This window comes from Streptomyces sp. NPDC006743, assembly GCF_040703815.1.
Lineage (GTDB): Bacteria > Actinomycetota > Actinomycetes > Streptomycetales > Streptomycetaceae > Streptomyces.
In genome coordinates this window covers 89,733-109,497 of sequence record NZ_JBEYJA010000005.1, presented here as the reverse complement: position 1 = coordinate 109,497, position 19,765 = coordinate 89,733, and the positions used below count along the sequence as shown (strand labels likewise).

General features: G+C 73.4%; 16 protein-coding genes. 7 read left to right on the top strand and 9 right to left on the bottom strand.

Annotated elements, in window-relative coordinates; genetic code table 11:
- Positions 1–31: 31 nt before the first annotated feature.
- Complete coding sequence (gene xylB / locus ABZ719_RS06630; protein ID WP_366724120.1) at positions 32–1,480, bottom strand: xylulokinase; 1,449 nt, start codon at positions 1,478–1,480, stop codon at positions 32–34.
- Positions 1,481–1,661: 181 nt separating this feature from the next.
- Between xylB and xylA the strand changes: the two genes are divergently transcribed.
- The gene (xylA, locus tag ABZ719_RS06625; RefSeq protein WP_366724119.1) at positions 1,662–2,828 is read left to right on the top strand and encodes a xylose isomerase; all 1,167 of its coding nucleotides are present in this window, start codon (positions 1,662–1,664) and stop codon (positions 2,826–2,828) included.
- A gap of 56 nt (positions 2,829–2,884) precedes the next feature.
- On the opposite strand, the gene ABZ719_RS06620 is transcribed toward xylA, so the two are convergent.
- The 3 genes from ABZ719_RS06620 to ABZ719_RS06610 all read right to left on the bottom strand — a co-directional run bounded on the left by ABZ719_RS06620 (position 2,885) and on the right by ABZ719_RS06610 (position 8,748).
- Positions 2,885–4,255 (bottom strand): esterase-like activity of phytase family protein, encoded by a 1,371-nt coding sequence (locus ABZ719_RS06620; protein WP_366724118.1) that lies wholly within the window; start codon positions 4,253–4,255, stop codon positions 2,885–2,887.
- Positions 4,256–4,543: 288 nt separating this feature from the next.
- On the bottom strand, positions 4,544–5,887 hold the full coding sequence (locus tag ABZ719_RS06615) for an SWF or SNF family helicase (RefSeq protein ID WP_366724117.1): 1,344 nt from the start codon (positions 5,885–5,887) through the stop codon (positions 4,544–4,546).
- Positions 5,884–8,748 carry a DEAD/DEAH box helicase gene (locus ABZ719_RS06610; RefSeq protein ID WP_366724116.1) on the bottom strand — a complete coding sequence of 955 codons (2,865 nt, stop codon included), beginning with the start codon at positions 8,746–8,748 and terminating at the stop codon, positions 5,884–5,886. The genes ABZ719_RS06615 and ABZ719_RS06610 overlap by 4 nt, the downstream gene beginning before the upstream one ends.
- Before the next feature lie 254 nt (positions 8,749–9,002).
- Between ABZ719_RS06610 and ABZ719_RS06605 the strand changes: the two genes are divergently transcribed.
- Both ABZ719_RS06605 and ABZ719_RS06600 read left to right on the top strand, forming a co-directional pair.
- A complete protein-coding gene (locus ABZ719_RS06605; protein ID WP_366724115.1) occupies positions 9,003–10,061 on the top strand; it encodes an acyl-CoA desaturase in 1,059 nt (352 codons plus the stop codon).
- Positions 10,062–10,268: 207 nt separating this feature from the next.
- Positions 10,269–10,451, top strand: coding sequence for a hypothetical protein (locus tag ABZ719_RS06600; RefSeq protein WP_366724114.1), 183 nt, complete (start codon positions 10,269–10,271; stop codon positions 10,449–10,451).
- Positions 10,452–10,583: 132 nt separating this feature from the next.
- Here ABZ719_RS06600 and ABZ719_RS06595 read toward each other — a convergent pair whose 3' ends face one another.
- Positions 10,584–11,546: a hypothetical protein gene (locus tag ABZ719_RS06595; protein WP_366724113.1), complete on the bottom strand. Its 963-nt coding sequence runs from the start codon at positions 11,544–11,546 to the stop codon at positions 10,584–10,586.
- Positions 11,547–11,813: 267 nt separating this feature from the next.
- Here ABZ719_RS06595 and ABZ719_RS06590 point away from each other — a divergent pair, with 267 nt between their 5' ends.
- Both ABZ719_RS06590 and ABZ719_RS06585 read left to right on the top strand, forming a co-directional pair.
- Positions 11,814–12,686, top strand: coding sequence for an oxygenase MpaB family protein (locus ABZ719_RS06590; RefSeq protein WP_366724240.1), 873 nt, complete (start codon positions 11,814–11,816; stop codon positions 12,684–12,686).
- A 415-nt stretch (positions 12,687–13,101) separates the two neighbouring features.
- The gene (locus ABZ719_RS06585) at positions 13,102–13,296 is read left to right on the top strand and encodes a hypothetical protein (protein WP_366724112.1); all 195 of its coding nucleotides are present in this window, start codon (positions 13,102–13,104) and stop codon (positions 13,294–13,296) included.
- Between the two features lie 102 nt (positions 13,297–13,398).
- On the opposite strand, the gene ABZ719_RS06580 is transcribed toward ABZ719_RS06585, so the two are convergent.
- Together ABZ719_RS06580 and ABZ719_RS06575 are read right to left on the bottom strand one after the other, a co-directional pair.
- Positions 13,399–13,998: a class I SAM-dependent methyltransferase gene (locus ABZ719_RS06580; RefSeq protein ID WP_366724111.1), complete on the bottom strand. Its 600-nt coding sequence runs from the start codon at positions 13,996–13,998 to the stop codon at positions 13,399–13,401.
- A gap of 181 nt (positions 13,999–14,179) precedes the next feature.
- Positions 14,180–14,608 (bottom strand): PPOX class F420-dependent oxidoreductase, encoded by a 429-nt coding sequence (locus ABZ719_RS06575; RefSeq protein ID WP_366724110.1) that lies wholly within the window; start codon positions 14,606–14,608, stop codon positions 14,180–14,182.
- A 93-nt stretch (positions 14,609–14,701) separates the two neighbouring features.
- Here ABZ719_RS06575 and ABZ719_RS06570 point away from each other — a divergent pair, with 93 nt between their 5' ends.
- Both ABZ719_RS06570 and ABZ719_RS06565 read left to right on the top strand, forming a co-directional pair.
- Entirely contained in the window at positions 14,702–15,115 is a 414-nt protein-coding gene (locus ABZ719_RS06570) for a roadblock/LC7 domain-containing protein (protein ID WP_366724109.1), read from the top strand.
- Between the two features lie 122 nt (positions 15,116–15,237).
- A complete protein-coding gene (locus tag ABZ719_RS06565) occupies positions 15,238–16,179 on the top strand; it encodes a DUF6397 family protein (RefSeq protein ID WP_366724108.1) in 942 nt (313 codons plus the stop codon).
- Positions 16,180–16,291: 112 nt separating this feature from the next.
- Here the strand turns inward: ABZ719_RS06565 and ABZ719_RS06560 are convergent, their stop codons facing one another.
- Positions 16,292–17,158 carry an acyl-CoA thioesterase II gene (locus ABZ719_RS06560; protein ID WP_037854725.1) on the bottom strand — a complete coding sequence of 289 codons (867 nt, stop codon included), beginning with the start codon at positions 17,156–17,158 and terminating at the stop codon, positions 16,292–16,294.
- Between the two features lie 61 nt (positions 17,159–17,219).
- The gene (locus tag ABZ719_RS06555) at positions 17,220–19,733 is read right to left on the bottom strand and encodes a DUF3516 domain-containing protein (RefSeq protein ID WP_366724107.1); all 2,514 of its coding nucleotides are present in this window, start codon (positions 19,731–19,733) and stop codon (positions 17,220–17,222) included.
- Between the last annotated feature and the right edge of the window lie 32 nt (positions 19,734–19,765).

Genomic DNA, 19,765 nt, shown 5'->3' with positions numbered 1-19,765 from the left:
GTCGTGCCCGGCCGCGGCCCCGCCGGTCCTGTCAGTGCTCCCGCGTCCCCCGCTCCAGCAGCGGCGCCGCGTCGGAGAGTACCCCGGAGATCCTCTCCAGCGTCGCCTCGTCCCGCTCCACCGCGTCGAGCACCGGCCCGTCGGCCGTCCTCCAGCGGCGGGCCACCGCGGCCGGGTCCTCACCGGTCAGCAGCCCGGCGGCCTGGGCCGCGGCCCCCAGCGCGACCAGTTCCCTGGCCTCGGGGATGCGCACCGGGCGCCCCGAGAGCCGGCGTACGGTCTGCTGCCACGCCGTGCCCCGGGCGCCCCCGCCGATCAGGACCAGGGGGGTGGTGCGGTCGGCGTCCCGGTCCAGCACCAGGTCCAGCGCGCCGAGCAGGGAGTGGACGGCCCCGTCGTAGGCGGCCTGCAGCAGCTGTCTGGCGGTCGTGTCGTGGCGCAGCCCGTGCAGCAGGCCGGAGGCGTTCGGCAGGTCGGGGGTGCGTTCGCCGTCGAGGTAGGGAAGCAGGGTGACGCCGCCGGCGCCGGGCTCGACGGCCTCGCGGTCGAGCCCCAGCAGGGTGGCGATCCGGTCGACGGCGAGCGTGCAGTTGAGGGTGCAGGCCAGCGGCAGCCAGTCCCCGCGCGCGTCGGCGAAGCCCGCCACCGTGCCGGAAGGGTCGGCGGGGCGGTGCTCGGAGACCGCGTAGACCGTGCCCGACGTGCCGAGGCTGAGGACCGGCGTGCCCGGGCGCAGCCCGAGGCCGAGCGCCGCGGCGGCGTTGTCCCCGGTGCCGGGCGCCACCAGGGTGCCCTTGGAGAACGGCAGGTCGTGGATGTCGCGCACCGTCCCGGCCACCTCACCCGGGCGCACCACCCGGGGCAGCAGAGCGGGGTCGAGGCCGACCCGGGTGAGGATCTCCTCGTCGTACGCCTCCTCGGCGGACGCCCACCAGCCCGTTCCCGAGGCGTCACCGCGGTCGGTGGTGCCCTGACCGGTCAGCCGCTCGGTCAGGTAGTCGTGCGGCAGGCGCACGGCCGCCACCGACCGCGCCGCCTGCGGCTCGTGCTCGGCGAGCCAGGCCCATTTGGTGACCGTGAAGGACGCGCCCGGCACGCTGCCCGTACGGTCCGACCAGGCCTTCGGGCCGCCCAGCTCGGCCACCAGCCGGCGCGCCTGCGGGGCCGAGCGCACGTCGTTCCACAGCAGGGCGGGCCGTACGGGGTCCCCGTGCGCGTCCAGGGTGACGAGCCCGTGCTGCTGGCCGCCGATCGACACGGCGGATGCCTCGCGCGCCGCGTCCCCGCACTGGTGCAGCGCCGCGACCAGCGCCTCCCACCACTGGCGCGGGTCGCTCTCCCGGCCGGCTCCGGTGGAGACCGTGTGCGGTGCCTGGCCGCTCGCCACGACCCGACCGGTGGCCGCATCGACGACGAGTGCCTTGGTGGACTGGGTGGACGAGTCCACACCGACGACGAGCGGACCCTCGGCTGCTGACATCGGCTCTCCTCTTTTTTCGCGGCTCATGGAGTTCTGACCTGCGGTTTTCCTGCTGCGCCGGGGGCGGATCCGGACGCTGCGGACCGGTCGGCGCCCCGTTGTCCCTTCCCAGGGACGCGTCGGCATACTAATTTGTAAATCGCCATGACGAAATAGTCGCAAGCGAGCAAGGAGCCGCGGCATGAACTACCAGCCCACCCCCGAGGACCGGTTCACGTTCGGTTTGTGGACCGTCGGCTGGCAGGGACGGGACCCCTTCGGCGACGCCACCCGCCCCGCCCTCGACCCGGTGGAGTCGGTCCAGCGCCTGTCCGAACTGGGCGCGTACGGCGTGACCTTCCACGACGACGACCTGATCCCCTTCGGGTCCTCGGACAGCGAGCGCGAGGCCCACGTCAAGCGCTTCAGGCAGGCCCTGGAAGCGACCGGCATGACGGTCCCGATGGCCACCACCAACCTCTTCACGCACCCCGTCTTCAAGGACGGCGCGTTCACCGCCAACGACCGTGACGTGCGCCGGTACGCGCTGCGCAAGACGATCCGCAACATCGACCTGGCGGTGGAGCTGGGCGCGAAGACCTACGTGGCCTGGGGCGGCCGGGAGGGCGCCGAGTCCGGGGCGGCCAAGGACGTGCGCGCGGCACTGGACCGGATGAAGGAGGCCTTCGACCTGCTCGGCGAGTACGTCACCTCCCAGGGCTACGACCTGCGCTTCGCGATCGAGCCCAAGCCGAACGAGCCGCGCGGCGACATCCTGCTGCCCACCGTCGGTCACGCCCTGGCTTTCATCGAGCGCCTGGAACGCCCCGAGATGTACGGCGTCAACCCGGAGGTCGGCCACGAGCAGATGGCCGGTCTGAACTTCCCGCACGGCATCGCCCAGGCCCTGTGGGCGGGCAAGCTCTTCCACATCGACCTCAACGGCCAGTCCGGCATCAAGTACGACCAGGACCTGCGCTTCGGCGCCGGTGACCTGCGCGCCGCGTTCTGGCTCGTCGACCTGCTGGAGAGCGCCGGCTACGACGGCCCGCGCCACTTCGACTTCAAGCCCCCGCGCACCGAGGACTTCGACGGCGTGTGGGCCTCCGCGGCCGGCTGCATGCGCAACTACCTCATCCTCAAGGACCGCGCCGCCGCCTTCCGCGCCGACCCCGAGGTCCAGGAAGCGCTGCGCGCGGCCCGCCTCGACCAGCTCGCCCAGCCCACCGCCGCCGACGGCGTGCAGGCGCTGCTGGCCGACCGGTCCGCCTACGAGGACTTCGACACCGACGCCGCCGCCGCGCGCGGCATGGCCTTCGAACACCTCGACCAGCTCGCCATGGACCACCTGCTGGGCGCCCGAGGCTGAGCCGGGGACGCCGGGTGGGGCGCACGCGCGCGTGCACCCCACCCGGCGGCGCGGCCTCAGACGCGGTGCGGCAGCCGCACGTAGGTCACCGTCGTCTCCACACCGCTGTCCACCAGACGTCCCCGCGCGTCGAACGCCTCCGCGCCGTCCGTCATCCCGAAGTCGTTGTCGTTGACGAGGGCGAGCGTCCGGTCGTCCACGCGCGCGACACCCTCGATCTTCCCCGGCACCCCGGGGACCCCGCCCAGGTCCACGACCAGCCGCTTGCGCAGCACCGGCACACCGGCCGCCGCCGGGTCGTCGAGCTGTTCCAGCGACGGCGAGGCGGTGTCGTCGTCCCAGCGGCCGCCGAGGATGTCCGCCCGGCGCTCCAGCCGCACCAGGTGCAGCCGCGCCGCCCTGTCGGTGCGCTCCTCCACCAGCAGCCGGTCACGGCCCACCGCGACCACGGAGGAGATCTTCAGCTCGGAGGTGTCGTCCTCGCCGGGATCGACCACGTCCACCGGGTCGAAGCGGTACGCGTACTCGGCGGTGACCGCCCGCTGGCGGGGCGAGAAGCGCAGCAGCCGGGTCGTGCGCGAGGCGTCGCCCGCGTCCGCGTCGGGCAGCGACAGCGGGCTCTGCAGAGCCATCACCAGGTCACCGCCCGGCAGTTGCGCCAGACCCTCGAAGCCGCGGTTCGTCTTCCGGTGGAGGAGGACGGACGGCAGCGCCTCCACCACCGGGTAGTCCGCGCCGGTCAGACCCAGTCCCTCGGGCACGTAACGCGTGAGCACCCTCCCGCGCGCGGAGACGTGGACGAGGGAGGGTCCGTACTCGTCGACGAGCCAGAACGAGCCGTCCGCCGCCCGGACGATGCCCTCGGTGTCCAGACCGTCCGGGTCGTACGCCAGCGCCGTCCGGGCGTCGTAGGAGTACGGCGCCTCGTCGCGGCCCGCCTGGTCGGGCAGGCCGGTGACCGCCCTGCCGGAGGCTGTCGTCAGGGGGATCGCGTCCAGCACCCGCACCTTGTCGCCCGACACGCGGATCTTCACGATCGCCGGGTCGAAGCCCGGCACGGGGAACGTACGGCGCTTCTTTCCGGCCACCTTGATCTGGCCGTTGGGCCCGCGGTCGGTGACGGTCCAGAACTCGCCCTTGCGGCCCGCCGGGTAGATGTCGCTGCCGATGCCACCCAGGTCCACGCCCCGGTCGTCGTCCACCGTGCCGGGCAGCAGTCCGTTGCTGAACGCGCCGAGCGGGATGTCCGGGAGCGTCGCCGTGCGGATCACGCGGGCGTCGCCGGTGCGGTCCGCCCGCGCGGCACCGGCAGCGCCGGCGGGGGTGGCCGCTGCCGTACCGGCGGCGAGCCCGGCGAGCAGGGCGAGCGGGAGCCCCGCCGCGAGAGAACGGTGGATGCGCCGCCGACCGGGGGCGTGCGAGGACATCGGGCCTCCTGAGAACACAAGTGCGCTGACAGCGGCCAGCGTTGGGCCACACGCGCAACGGCCGCCGACGGACGGGTGAACGACGGGCGTCCGCGGGCCGTCGGCCTGGGGACGGCGGGGCGCGCCGCCGCCCGGGACAGAGGCATTGCCCGTCCCGGGCGGCGCGGCCCCTCGCGTCAGCCCCCGCACACAACCCCTGCCGCACCGGACCGGGCTGTCTCGGACGGGCACGTGCCGATTCGGGGACGCACGTTCGGTCCCGGCCCTTCACGCGGTCGGGGTGCGAGGTCAGGGGCCTTCCGGGGCGGGGTCCGGCGCGGTGGTGTCCTGCGCCGTCGTGTCCCCCGCGGGGGCGCCTTGTGCGGTGGCGAGTGCGGTGGCCGGGTCCTGGGCGGCGGCGCCGGCCGGCTCCCAGTGGCCGTTCTCCTTGCGGAAGGGCCACCAACGGCCGTCCTGTCCCAGCCGGAGCTGGTGGGCCGTGCCGACGACGGTCCACCGGTTGCCCGTGGCCCGCAGCGGGGGCCGGTCCTCCTCCCAGGCCGACGTCAGCGCGGCACGCGCGCGTGCCTGTGCCTCGCCGTCGGGGCTCCACTCCTCCTCCAGCACGGACAGCCCGGCGGCACCGCCCGCCCGCCAGGCCCGCACAGCCCGCGCGAGCTGTGCCCTGCCCCGTCCCGAGCCCTTGGCCAGCCGGTCCAGCAGGACGTCGTCCGCGCCCTCCGGGTGGCCGGTGCCGTCGATGCCCTCCCACAGGCCCGCGGCAAGGCGCACCGCGTCCTGCGCGGCCGTCAGGCCGTCGCCCGCCGGATGGCCGGCGGGCGCACCCTCCCGTGCCCCGACGAGCCACCTGTGAGCCGTGGCCGCGGTGTGCGCGGCCAGGAACTCCAGGGCGGCCGGGTCGACGCCGGGCGGCGGGGCCGCGTCGGTGCCGAGCGACGGCGGCAGCCCCGGACCGGCGAGAGGTCCGGGCGGGGGCGGCAACGCCGGCAGGGCGCGTCCCGGTGCGTAGGCCGCCGCTGCGTCCACGCCGTCCGGCGCGCTCGGTGCCTCGCCGCGCGCGGCGTCCCGCGCGTGCAGTTCGTCGAACAGGGTCCGCTCGTCGCAGCCGCGCATCAGCAGCAGCACGAAGGGATCCTGGTCCAGGAGGCGGGCCACGAGGTGGCACAGCGCGCTCGTGTGCCCGCAGTGGTCCCAGGCCTCGCAGTCGCACCGCGGTTCCAGGTCGCCGATCCCCGGCAGCAGCTCGATGCCGGCGGCCGAGGCGTCCTCGACGAGGTGGGGCGGCAGGTCGCGGTCGAGCAGGGCGGCGAGGTGCCCGGACCGTTCCACGGCCAGGTCGAGGAACCGGGCCCACTGGGCGTCGGACAACCGCTCCAGCAGGACGTCCGCACGGTGCGCCGTGCGGTCCCGGTCGTGCACGACGGCGGTGATGCGGCCGGGGCGCACCGACACCGCGCCCACCGCTCCCGAACGGGCTAGGCGCCGTCCGGTCCGCACCTGCTGCCCGTCCAGCGCGGTGTCCTCCAGCGCCTTCAGCCAGGCGTGACCCCACCAGGTCTGCGCGAATCCGCGTCCCTGCGCGGGAGGCAGCGCGGCGAAGGTCCGCTCCGGATCGGTGTCGTGGTCGCTCATCGGGATCCTCCTCGCAGCTCCACCAGCGCGGCCAGTTCGGCGTCGGTCAGTTCGGTGAGCGCGGCCTCACCGGATCCGAGGACCGCCTCGGCGAGGCCGCGCTTGCGGCGCAGCAGGTCGGCGATGCGGTCCTCGACCGTGCCCTCCGCGACGAGCCGGTGCACCTGCACGGGCCGGTGCTGGCCGATGCGGTACGCCCGGTCGGTGGCCTGCGCCTCGACCGCCGGGTTCCACCAGCGGTCGTAGTGCACGACGTGTTCCGCGCGCGTGAGGTTCAGTCCCGTGCCCGCGGCCTTCAGCGACAGCAGGAACACCGGGACCTCGCCGTCCTGGAAACGGCGGACCGACGCCTCCCGCTCGGCGACCGGTGTGCCGCCGTGCAGGAACAGCGACCGTACGCCGCGCGCCGCCAGGTGGCGTTCGATCAGCCGCCCCATCTGGACGTACTGCGTGAAGACCAGCACGCTCGCGTCCTCGGAGAGGATGGTGCCCAGCAGCTCGTCCAGCAGCTCGAGCTTCCCCGACCGCCCGGGGAGCACCGGCCGTTCCTCCTTGAGGAACTGCGCCGGGTGGTTGCAGATCTGCTTCAGGCCGGTCAGCAGCTTCACGACCAGTCCGCGCCGGGCCATGCCGTCCGCGCCGGAGATCTCGGCGAGCGTCTCGCGCACCAAAGCCTCGTACAGCCCGGCCTGTTCCCCGGTGAGCGCGACGGCGTGGTCGGTCTCGGTCTTCGGCGGCAGTTCGGGCGCGATCCCCGGATCCGACTTGCGGCGGCGCAGCAGGAACGGTCCGACCAGCCGCGCGAGGCGTTCGGCGGCGGCCGGGTCCCGGCCGCTCTCGACGGCCTGCGCGTACCGGGTGCGGAAGGTGCCGAGCCGGCCGAGCAGGCCCGGGGTCGCCCAGTCGAGGATCGCCCACAGCTCGGACAGGTTGTTCTCCACGGGGGTGCCGGTGAGCGCCACGCGCGCGCCCGCGCGGATGGTGCGCAGCTGGCGGGCCGTGGCCGAGTACGGGTTCTTCACATGCTGGGCCTCGTCGGCCACGACCATGCCCCAGGCCACCTCGGCCAGTCGCGGCGCGTCCAGGCGCATCGTGCCGTACGTGGTGAGGACGAACTCGCCGTCCGCGAGGTCCGCCAGGTCGCGCCGGGTGCCGTGGAAGCGGCGCACGGGTGTACCCGGCGCGAACCTCTCGATCTCGCGGTGCCAGTTGCCCATCAGGGACGTCGGGCACACCACCAGTGTCGGGCCGCCGGCCGTCGGGTCCTGCTGCCGGTGCAGGTGCAGTGCGATCAGCGTGATCGTCTTGCCGAGGCCCATGTCGTCGGCCAGGCAGCAGCCGAGTCCGCCGGCCGTCATCCGTGCCAGCCAGCCCAGGCCGCGCAGCTGGTAGTCGCGCAGCCGGGCGGTGAGCGCGGCCGGCTGTGCGACGGGCTCCTGGGCCTGCGGTCCCGTGAGACGGTCCCGCAGGGCCGCCAGCCATCCGGTGGGACTGACCTCGACGCTGTCGCCGTCGACCTCGGCGGAGCCCGTCAGCGCGGCGCCCAGGGCCTCCACGGGGGTGATCTTCCGGTCCTGCCGGGCTCTGGCGCGCCGCAGTTCGCCGGGGTCGACGAGCACCCACCGGTCGCGCAGTCTGACCAGGGGCCGGTTCGCCTCCGCCAGGCGGTCGAGTTCGCCGCGCGTGAGCCGCTGACCGCCCAGCGCGAACCACCAGTCGAAGGCGAGCAGGGCGTCGGCGGACAGCGCCGCTCGGGGCCCCGGCGAGGCGCGTCGGGCACCGTCCGCGCCGTCCGGCGGCCCGACGGTCGCACCCGACGTCAGCCCGCGGGCCGTCTCCGCGGGCCAGTGCACCTCCACCCCGGCCGCGGCGAGCGCCCGCGCGCCCTCCCCGAGCAGGCCGGCGACGTCCTCGTCGGCGAGTTCGACGGTGTCCGGCACGGTCGCCGACAGCAGCGGGGCCAGGGGCGGCCAGGCCCGGACGGCCCGGCGCAGCGCCAGCAGGACGTCCCTCCTGGCCCCGGGGCCGGACGTCGCGCCCATGACCTCGGGCTCGTCCCAGATCCGCGCCGCGTCGGCCACCCGCGCGCGGCCGCTCACACTGTGCGCCTGCAGTACGGCCCGGAACCGCGGATCCGGGCCGCCCTGTCCGGCGGCGTCCAGCCCCGTCACCTCGACGCGCAACGAGACGCGCAGCCCCGCGTCGTGGCCCGCGGCCACCTCGGCGGCCCACGCCCGGTGCCGCGGTACGTGCTGTGGTTCCCCGACCGCGTAGGCCGCCGCGCCCGTGACGAGGGGCGCGGCCGGTGAGCGGGGCAGGGTGTCGGCGACGGCGTCCAGGAAGGCACGCAGCAGGTGCTCGGGGTCGGGCAGCCGCAGCCGCCCGGTGTCGTCGAGCGGCACCGCGTGCGCCTCGGGCGGCATCGCGGCGGCCAGCGCGCCGACCCGCTCCGCGTCGGCGCCGTGCAGCGGGGCCGCGCGCCAGGCGTCGTGATCGCCCGCCGACAGGCCCGGCAGCAGCAGGCCGCGCGCCGTGAGGTGCAGGCCCAGCATCGCTGCCGCGCCCCAGAAGACGGTGGCCCGGTGGCCCTGCCCGTCCTCACGCGCGCGTGTGAGGACGGGCAGGGCCACCCGCAGGGGGAGAGCGACGGCGGGAACGGTCACCCGCGCGACCGTGTCGTCGCGGGGAAGGACGACCGTCAGGTCCGTCACGGGCACCTCGGCCGGTGCCGCGGGAGCCGAGCCGTCGGGCCGCCAGAAGGCGACCCGGCCGCTGCGCGCGGGGTCCGAAGGCAGGAACACGGCGCAGCAGCGGGCGAGTTCGGAGAGGTCGGGCGGTGTTGCCGGAGAGATCCTCTGCACAGCGACGCTGATTCCTCAAATTTGACTACTGGTGAGCCGCCGAGGGTACAGCACCATGGCGCCCCCCGGAGAGCGGTGCGGCAGTGACGTGCGCCACCGGAGGCAGAGGTGCGGCCGGCCCCCGGGGGCTAACCCCCGCCTCGCCCGTAGGCGGCCCCCCGGCCTGCCCGGGTGCTGGCGCCATGGTCGGCACAGGGCCTCGATCCCTACGTTTGCTCAGGTCAGGCCGATACCGAGAGACCGGAGACCTCGCCATGCCCCAGCCCGCCGCAACCGTCGTGGACGGTATCGCCGAGAGGGCCGGCGGACCGTCCGCCGGCGGCAGTGAATTCGCGCCCCTGCTCCGCACCGTCAAGAGCCAGGAACTGCTGGGCCGGCGCCATGGCTGGTACGCGCGCGTCATCGCCGGCAACGCGCTCGCCCTCACCGCGGTCGTCGCTGGGCTCTTCCTGATCGGCGACTCCTGGTGGGCGCTGCTCCTGGCGGTGCCGTTCGCCGTGCTCTTCGCCCGTACCGCCTTCATCGGCCACGACGCCGGCCACGCGCAGATCACCGGTCACAAGGCGGTGAGCCGGGTGATCGGGCTGGTGCACGGCAATCTGCTGCTCGGTCTGAGCTTCTCCTGGTGGAACGCCAAACACAACCGGCACCACGCCAACCCCAACCACATAGAAAAGGATCCGGACGTCGCCGCCGACGTACTGGTCTTCACGGGCGGGCAGGCCGGTGTCCGGCAGGGCTTCCGCCGCTGGCTCACCCGCAACCAGGCCTGGCTGTTCTTCCCGCTCACCCTCCTGGAGGGCATCGCGCTCAAGGTGCACGGCTTCCAGGACCTGCGCCGCCAGTCCCCCCGGGAGCGCGCGGTGGAGGGCACCCTCCTCGTCGCCCACGTCGTGATCTACGCGGCGCTGCTGCTGGCCGTCCTTTCACCGGGCAAGGCGCTGGCGTTCGCCGCCGTGCACCAGGCACTGTTCGGACTGCACCTCGGGCTCGCCTTCGCACCCAACCACAAGGGCATGGAGATGCCCGACCCGAACGGAGACCGCTGGGGGCACCTGCGCCGTCAGGTGCTCACCTCCCGCAACATCCGCGGCGGCGTACTGACGGACTGGTTCCTCGGAGGACTCAACTACCAGATCGAGCACCATCTCTTTCCCAGCATGCCGCGCCCGCACCTGCGGCTCGCCCAGCCCCTGGTGCGCGCCCACTGCCGGGACCTGGGCATCCCCTATGCGGAGACCGGCCTCGTCGACTCCTACCGGCAGGCCCTGCGCCACCTGTACGAGGTGGGGGAGCCGCTCAGGGCGGAGTAGCCGGGTCCGAGCCGTCGTCGGCGAGAGCAGCGGGGCGGCCGCCGTCCGGGCCGGGCGGCTCGCTGAGGGGCAAGACCCGTAGGGGACAGGACTCCGGGGTCTCTCAGGGGTATCTAGGGGACGTCCTGGGGGTGCGGTCCGGAACCGCCCGAGCGGCGAAACCGTTTCCACGACAGAGAGCGGCAGTGGCCGCGAAGGAGGCGACAGATGTCGAAGAACGCGAAGACCGCCTTGGGCGGAGTGGCGGTCGGACTGATCCTGTGGATCTGGCTGCCCTGGTGGGCCGCGCTCCTCATAGTCCTCGGCGTCCCGGCCGCCGCCTACCTCGCGCTGGACCCCTCCCAGCGCCGCAGGCTGCGCCGCGTCACCCGCAAGGAACTCGGCCGCTGAGGCTCGGCTGCCCCGCCCCGCCGGTCGCCGCGCATGGTCGGCCGCGCGTCCGCCGACCGGCGGCTCCTCGTCCGGGCGGGGAACCGGGTGAGCCGCCCCGCCCGGGGCGGCGGCCAGGGGCGGCGCGACTGTTCAGCTGGGGCGTACGGCCAGCTTGTCCAGGGCTTGCAGCAGGCCGGGCAGCTCGGGCCCCCGCCCGACCGGATGGACCTCACCGGGCTCCTCGTCCAGGAGGACGAACGCGATGTCGTCGGTCCGGGCCACCATCGACCAACCCGGCCCGTAGGCGCGCAGGGTCCGCGCCTCGCCCGGCGCGAAGGAGGACCGGACGCGGCCCACCGGAGGCGGCGAGTCCAGGTACGCCCGCGCCTCCGCCAGGACACGCCGGACGGCCCGGTGCCCAGGGAGAGCCTCCTCCCGGGGTTCGCCCGGCGTGCCGCCGTCCGCCGCGGACCCGCGCCCCTCGCCGCTCTCCCGCGCCCGGCCGCCCTGCCCCTCTTCCCGCGCAGCGCCGGCGCCTGCCTCCCGGTCCGCTGCGGCAGCGTCGCCGCTCGTGTCCCGCACATCGCCGCTCCGCCCGCGCGGGGCGGCGAAGGCGTCGTCGTCGAGCTGTTCCCGCCACGCCGTCCAGCGCAGGGCAATCTCGTCGGCGCCCAGGCGCCGCTGCGCCGGCCCCCAGGTGCTGGTGTCGGGCGGCACCAGCAACGGACCGTACCCCGCCTCCGGGGCGGGATCATGAGGTGCGGGCACACCCGGCGCCGCGACCGCGACGGCCAGCGGCCAGCCCGGCAGCGCGGCGACGACCGTGCGCTCGTCCGGCGACAGGTCGTACTCCATGCCGCAGTCCCAGGAGGCGATGGCCACGGCCACCAGTGACACGTCGTCGACGACGACCGTCCAGCGTGCCCCGGCACCGTCCTGACCGAGCACCAGCCCGTATCCGTCCGCCGCCGGGGCCAGACCGAGCGCCGCGCAGGCTTCGGGATAGTCGTCGCCCAGCACGCTCGGGAACTGCGCCGGCGTCAGCAGCACCGCCGTGAGCACGTAGAGCGCGTCATCCGCGGCGGTGACGGCTTCCTCGTCCGTCCCGGCCATCCCAGCCTCCCCATCGGTTCGTCCAACGGCGCGCACCCTAGTGCGCGGGGAAGGCGGTTGTCACGGCCCGCGTCACCTGTCGGACCTGCAGTTTTCCTCCCCGGAGGGGGCAAACGACCGCACCGCGCGCCGGCTGCTGCGCACTTCGCGCACCGCTTCTCCACCGATGGCTCATATGTCGCTACGCACAGTAGAGTCGGAGCGCGACGGGGAAGAAGGGGGTGCGGCGTGCACAAGCGGTACCAGCGGCTGCAGCAGATCCGCCGGATGGACCCGGTGGCCGAGGCGACCGAGATCCACCGGCTCACCGCGGCGTACGAGTTCCCCTGGGACTTCACCCGCGCCCTGGAACTGGCCCTCTACCGGACGTACGCCGTCCCGAGCATCGGCAGGCTGCTGGCCGAGACCGCGGAACTCACGGACCGCGCCCAGAAACGGTACGACGACACCGCATTGCTCCTGGACACCGTCGTCGAGCACGGGTTCACCGGTGAACAGGGCCGCACCGCGATCCGGCGCATCAACCAGATGCACCGCAGCTACGACATCAGCAACGACGACATGCGCTATGTGCTGTGCACGTTCGTCGTGATGCCCAAGCGGTGGATCGACGCGTACGGCTGGCGCAGGCTCTCCCGGCACGAGACCGTGGCCGCCGCCGTCCACTACCGTACGCTCGGCCGGCACATGGGCATCAAGGACATCCCCGAGTCCTACGAGGAGTTCGAGGCGCACCTCGACGCCTACGAGAAGGCCCACTTCGGCTGGGACGAGCGGGCCCGCACGGTCTCCGACGCCACGCTCGGCCTGATGACGTCCTGGTATCCGCGCGCCCTCGCGCCCCTCCTGCGCGGTGCCACCCTCGCCCTGCTCGACGAACCGCTGCTCAGGGCGTTCCGGTACGACCCGCCGTCCGAGCTGACCCGCACGCTCGTGCGCCGCGCGGTCCGCGCGCGCGGTCGCGCCGTCAGGCTGCTGCCACCGCGCCGCGCACCGCATTTCGCGCGGCAGAACTGGGAGATCAAGAGCTATCCGGACGGCTACCGGGTGGCCGACCTGGGGACCCGTCCGGTGCCCGGCCTCCGGGGCTGCCCCGTGCGGCACGCCGGCGACTCGGAGGGCGGCCGCACCGGCCGGTGAGCCGGCGCAGCCTCTTCGTCGGCCTGCCCGGACGCGGCATCGGCGACCGGCCCGCGGACTTCGGTCACACCCCGGAAGGTCACGCCGCCCTGGCTGCCTGCCGGGCGCGGCAGGGCTGACCGGCGCGGAACTGGTCGCGCCCAGCATGGCGGCGCCGTCGCGACCGTGCTCGTCCACCGCAGGCCAGGACCGGTCTCCCGGCCGGTCCTGGCCGAGAGCGCACCTGGACCGATCCCCTCCGCAGACGCCGGGCAGCAGCGCCATCGCCTCGTTCGACGAGGACGCCCTCGTCGACAGCGGCCACGCGCGCGTGCCGCGCCATGCCGGGCCCGCCCGGGCGGCGACCCGCGGCTGACGCACACCCCGCGCGCTGCACCGCAGCGCGGTCGGTCTCCGGCGCGGCTCGCACCGCACGATGCGCGACATACCCCTGGGGCTCGCCGCCGCCCGCGTCTTCCTGCAGGGCGATCCCGGCGGCGAACTGCCGGGCAGGAGCGGTCTGGAAGCCGGGGGCGTACGCGTGGCGGCCGTGCCGGGCTCGGGCCACGACATCATGTTCGACAGACCGGAAGCGTTCGCGGCCGCTGCCGCGGACAGGGGCGGGCGGTGACCGTGCTCCGACGGCCCGCGCCGAGGGCCTGGCGTTCGACCGTACGGAATGTACTCCCTAAGCCGCCGGTGCCGGTGCCCGCGCGCGGGGACACGGCCGGCGTCAGTCCTCGCGGACGGCCAGCGCGAGGAACCGGGCGTCCTCGTCGGCGTACGAGGTCATGCGCCACCCCGCCCCCGCCAGCAGCGGCCGGAGGCTGGGCTCCGCGCGCAGGTCGTCCGGCGTGAGGCGGCGCCCCTGGCGTGCCGCGAGCGCCGCCCGGCCGATCGGGTGGAACAGCGCCAGGCTGCCCCCCGGCCGCACCACGCGCCGCAACTCCCGCAGGTTCTCGGCCGGGTGGGGAAGATGCGCGACGAGGCCCGCCGCGAACACGGCGTCGAACGACTCCGAGCCGAACGGCAGCGCCGCGACATCGGCGAGCACGAGTCGCCCGTCCCGGTCACGGCCGGCCCGCAGGGCCGCCTCCAGCATCGCGAGGGTCAGATCGGCCCCCACGACCACGCCGGAGGCCCCCACGGCGGCGCGCAGCGGCGGCAGGGCGCGCCCGGTTCCGCATCCGGCGTCGAGTACGCGGTCGCCCTCGCGGAGCCCCAGCTCGGCGACCGCGGCGGCATAGGCGGGCCCGTCATCAGGGAACCGGCTGTCCCAGTCCGCTGCGCGGGCGGTGAAGAACTCCTGTACGCGCGTGTGGTCGTCACTCATGCCGTGCATGATTCCGCACCGCATCGGGTGATGTCACCGCGCGCATGCGCGGACGGGTGTGGGCGCATCCGCCCCACCCGTCGGGTACCAGGGACGGGCGCGCACCGCCCGGCTGGTGGCGACCAGCCGGGCTGAACGGCGCGCGGACGCGCGGCCTGTCCGGCGCGGGTACGGGACCGGATCAGTCCGCGACGTCCCGCAGCGCCACGACCTTGTCGATCCTGGCCCGGACCAGCAGTTCACCCGGGACGCCGTTGCGCGCACCGAACTCCTCCGCGCGCTCCTCGCCCATGTACCGGGCGCCGATCCGGGTGGCCCAGTGCCGGACCTGGTCCAGGTCCTCGGACAGACGCGCGCGTCCCTGCACCACCACGAAGGCGAACGGCGGCCGGTCGTCGTCCACGCACAGCGCGAACCGGCCGTCACGTGCCAGGTTGCCGCCCTTGACCGTGTCCTTCCCGGTGTTGAAGACCACGTCGTCCCCGTCGAGCAGGAACCAGACCGGCGCCACATGAGGGCTTCCGTCGGCCCGTACGGTCGTCAGCTTGGCGGTGCGGGTGCCGTACGAAACGAACGCCCGCCATTCCTCGTCGGTCATCTTGTCTGCCATGCCCCCATCCTCCTTGCCGGGGCAGTGACAGTGGTGAAGGCTGGCGGGAGATCCTCCGGTCAGGAGGAGACCACACAGGGGGGCGACAGCATCATGGAGCAGAAACGCACACTCGGTTGGCTGCTGGACGACCTGACCGAACGGGTGGAACACGTCCGGCATGCCTTACTCCTGTCCACCGACGGGCTGGTCACGGGAGCCAGCACGGGCCTGCGGCGGGAGGACGCCGAGCACCTCGCCGCCGTCTCGTCCGGGCTGCACAGCCTGGCCAAGGGCTCGGGACGTCACTTCGGCGCGGGTGCGGTGCGGCAGACGATGGTCGAGTTCGACGACGCGGTGCTGTTCATCACCGCGGCCGGAGCGGGCAGCTGTTTGTGCGTCCTCAGCGGCGCCGAGGCCGACATCGGACTGATCGGCTACGAGATGACCCTGCTGGTGAACCGGGTCGGTGAGCACCTCGGCGTGGCGACCCGGAGACCTGAAAGCGGTCCCGCGACCGATCTCTGACCAGCGCGTTCGCTTCTTCCCCGGAGTTATCCACAGGCCCGAGCGGAGATTCGCAGCCGCGGCTACCGTTTTTCACAGGCGAGCGCGGCAGACGCGAGCCACTCACTCCACGGGGGACGAACATGTCCGGCGACACCATCACGCACGAGTCCACATCCACGCCCCACCCCGCCGCGGGGAAACGCGACACGACGACTTTCAGCCAGAGCCGGGCCGCCCGCGAACTAGGCCTCACCCGCCGCCAGTTCGACCTGGCGGTACGCCTCGGCCACATCCGCACCCTCCCCGACGAAGGCGGAGGCGGCCGCCGGGTGGCGCGCGAGGAGATCGAGCGGCTCCGTGCTCAGCAGGACTTCCCCGAGGCACTGCGCAAGAGGGCGGAAGCCGTCGGCACCCGGCAGGCCGCGGAGGTCATGGGGGTGACCGGAGACCGGTTCACCCGCCTGGCGCGCCTCGGCCTGGTGGTACCCGTCGACTTTTATGTCAACAGGTATCGGGCCGTGGTGTGGCTGTACCTGCCCGACGAACTCGAGGGATTCGCGGCCGACCCGAACAACGGCCCGCTGCTGAACCGGCCGCTGCCGGAGTCCCTGCGGGACCAGCTGCACGCGGGCCTGGACCTGCGCCCGCGCAACTGGCGCGGCCGGTACCTCGGCTTCCTGCTGCGGCAGGCCGAGGACCCGTGGGAGCGGGCCGCCGCGCTCGCCTCACTGCTCGACCCGCTCCAGGTCTCCGAGACCGTCGGCGACCCCTACGAACGCGCCCATCTGAACCGCTTCCGGGTCCGCCCGCCCGCGCACGGGGCACCCGGTTCGCCCACCGCCCACCTCACCGAGCGGATCGCCACGGCGGAGGACCCCGATGAGATCGCCTGGCTCCGGGCGGACCTGGCGGGCGCGGTGACGCAGGCGCGCCAACACCGTCCCGCGCCGCGCCCGGCGCCCCGGCATCCCGACGGCGGAGCGGCACCGGAGGCAAGGCCCGCACCGGACGGGCAGCGGGAGCCCGCCCGGGAGAACCCGCCGGGGGGTCTGCTCGGGCGGATCTTCCGCAGAGGCGCCTGACCTCCGGGTCACATCTCCCGACGCCGCCACCGAGCCGACGCCGCCCCTGGAGCCGGCATCCGCCACCGAAACCAGCGTCCGCCACCGGCGCCGAACGGCGGCCGCGGACCGTCTACACCGGGCGGAACAGTCCCTCCTGGACGACCGAGACGAGCAGACGTCCCTCCGTGTCGTAGATGCGACCGCGGGCCAGACCCCGCCCGCCCGTCGCGACCGGGGACTCCTGGTCGTACAGGAACCACTCGTCCGCCCGGAACGGCCGGTGGAACCACATGGCGTGATCCAACGAGGCCATGTCGAAGCCGCGCGGACCCCACAACGGCTCGACGGGCAGACGCACCGCGTCGAGCAGCGTCATGTCGCTGGCGTAGGTCAGCGCGCAGGTGTGCACCAGAGGGTCGTCGCCGAGCGGCCCGACCGCGCGCATCCACACCGCGCTGCGCGGCTCGGCGTCCTCGATCTCCTCGGCGGTCCAGCGCAGCCGGTCCACGTAACGGATGTCGAAGGGCTGGCGGCGCGCCATCCGCTCCAGTTGCTCGGGCAGCACGCCCAGGTGCTCGCGGACCTCCTCGGCGACCGTCGGCAGGGATTCCGGTGGCGGAACCTTGCGGGCGGGCGGCAGCTGGTGCTCAAAACCACCCTCTTCGGCGTGATGAAAGGAGGCGGTCAGATTGAAGATCGTGCGGCCCTGCTGCACCGCGGTGACCCGGCGGGTCGTGAAGGACCGTCCGTCCCGCACCCGCTCGACCTGGTACACGATCGGCACCCCCGGCCGGCCGGGCCGCAGGAAGTACGCGTGCAGGGAGTGCACCGGGCGGTCACTGTCCGTGGTGCGTCCCGCGGCCACCAGGGCCTGGCCCGCCACCTGGCCGCCGAAGACCCGTTGCAGGGACTCCTGCGGGCTGCGGCCGCGGAAGATGTTGACCTCGATCTGCTCCAGGTCGAGCAGATCGACAAGCCTCTCGGCCGGGTTCGTCATGGGTGGGATTCTCCTGTGCTCACGGCTGACCGGGACGTGTTCCCGGCTGACCGACGTCCCTTCAGAGCTGTCCGACAGCCGTCACCCGGACGACCGCCCGGCCCTCGACGTCCGAGGCGGCCAGATCGACCTCCGCGCTGATGCCCCAGTCGTGATCGCCGTTCGGGTCGTCGAAGATCTGCCGTACGCGCCACAGCCCGTGCTGGGGCTCCTCCTTGATCACCAGCAGCTTGGGGCCGCGGGCGTCGGGACCGGTGCCCAGATCCTCGTACTCGTCCCAGTACTTGTCCATGGCCTCGCCCCACGCCTCGGCGTCCCACCCGGTCTCCGCGTCCATCTCGCCCAGCTCCTCGACCTGGTCGAGGGCGGCGAGTTCCACGCGGCGGAACATCGCGTTGCGGACCAGGACACGGAAGGCGCGCGCGTTGGAGGTGACCGGCTTGACCTGGTCGGCCTTCTCCTGCGCCTCCTCGGCGGTCATCTCCTCCGGGTTCGCCAGCTGCTCCCACTCGTCCAGCAGGCTGGAGTCCACCTGGCGCACCGTCTCACCCAGCCAGGCGATCAGATCCTGCAGATCCTCGGACTTCAGGTCGTCCGGGACGGTGTGCTCCAGCGCCTTGTAGGCGCTGGCCAGGTACCGCAGGACGATGCCCTCGGTCCGCGCCAGTTCGTAGACGGACACCAACTCGGTGAAGGTCAGGGCCCGTTCGTACATGTCCCGGATCACGGACTTGGGCGACAGCGGGTGGTCGCCGACCCACGGGTGGCTCTTGCGGTAGGTGTTGTACGCGTGGAAGAGGAGTTCCTCCAGCGGCTTGGGGTAGCTGACGTCCTGGAGGCGCTCCATGCGCTCCTCGTACTCGACACCGTCCGCCTTCATCGCGGCCACGGCCTCGCCGCGCGCCTTGTTCTGCTGGGCCGCCAGGATCTGCCGCGGGTCGTCCAGCGTGGACTCCACGACGGACACCATGTCCAGCGCGTAGGACGGCGATTCGGGATCGAGCAGTTCGAACGCGGCCAGCGCGAAGGTGGACAGCGGCTGGTTGAGCGCGAAGTCGTGCTGGAGATCGACGGTGAGGCGGACGATCCTGCCCTCGGCGTCCGGCTGGTCGAGCTTCTCGACGATGCCGCCGTCCAGCAGCGACCGGTAGATGGCGATGGCCCGCCGGATGTGCCGCAGCTGCTGCCTGCGAGGCTCGTGGTTGTCCTCCAGCAGGTGCCGCATCGCCTCGAAGGCGTTGCCGGGGCGCGCGATCACCGACAGCAGCATGGTGTGCGTCACGCGGAAACGGGAGGTCAGCGGCTCCGGCTCGGAGGCGATGAGCTTGTCGAAGGTGGTGTCCGACCAGGCGACGAAACCCTCGGGCGCCTTCTTGCGGACGACCTTGCGGCGCTTCTTCGGGTCGTCGCCGGCCTTGGCGAGCGCCTTCTCGTTCTCGATGACGTGCTCGGGGGCCTGCGCGACGACGAAGCCCTCCGTGTCGAAACCCGCACGCCCCGCCCGGCCCGCGATCTGGTGGAACTCCCGGGCGCGCAGCGTGCGCACACGACTGCCGTCGTACTTGGTCAGGGCCGTGAACAGCACCGTACGGATCGGGACGTTGACACCGACGCCCAGCGTGTCCGTACCGCAGATCACCTTCAGCAGACCGGCCTGCGCCAGCTTCTCCACCAGTCGCCGGTACTTGGGCAGCATGCCGGCGTGGTGGACGCCGATCCCGTGCCGGACGTACCGGGAGAGGTTGCGGCCGAACTTGGTGGTGAAACGGAAGTTGCCGATCAGCTCCGCGATCTGTTCCTTCTCCTCGCGGGAGCACATGTTGATGCTCATCAGCGCCTGCGCCCGCTCCACCGCCTGCGCCTGTGTGAAGTGGACGATGTAGACGGGCGCCTGCCGCGCCTGCAGCAGCTCGGTGAGTGTCTCGGTGAGAGGGGTGCGCCGGTACTCGTACGACAGGGGCACCGGGCGGGTCGCCGAGCGGACCACGGCGGTGGGCCGGCCGGTGCGGCGGGTGAGGTCCTTCTCGAAGAACGAGACGTCGCCGAGCGTGGCCGACATCAGGACGAACTGCGCCTGCGGAAGTTCGAGCAGCGGAATCTGCCAGGCCCAGCCGCGGTCCGGTTCCGCGTAGAAGTGGAACTCGTCCATGACGACCTGGCCGACATCGGCGTCCTTGCCGTCACGCAGGGCGATCGAGGCGAGCACCTCGGCGGTGCAGCAGATGACGGGCGCGTCGGCGTTCACCGAGGCGTCGCCGGTGAGCATGCCGACGTTCTCGGTGCCGAACAGCTTGCACAGCTCGAAGAACTTCTCCGACACCAGTGCCTTGATCGGCGCCGTGTAGAAGGTGACCTCGTCCCGGGCCAGGGCTGCGAAGTGCGCACCCGCGGCGATCATGCTCTTGCCGGAGCCGGTGGGTGTCGACACGATCACGTTCGCCCCGGAGACCGCCTCGATCAGCGCCTCCTCCTGGTGGGGGTAGAGCGTGAGACCCCGCTCCTGGGCCCACGACTCGAAGGCTTCGTAGAGGGCGTCGGGGTCGGCGGTCGGCGGCAGCTGATCGATGAGGGTCACGCACCCATCTTGCCTGGCCGCCCGGCCCGGAC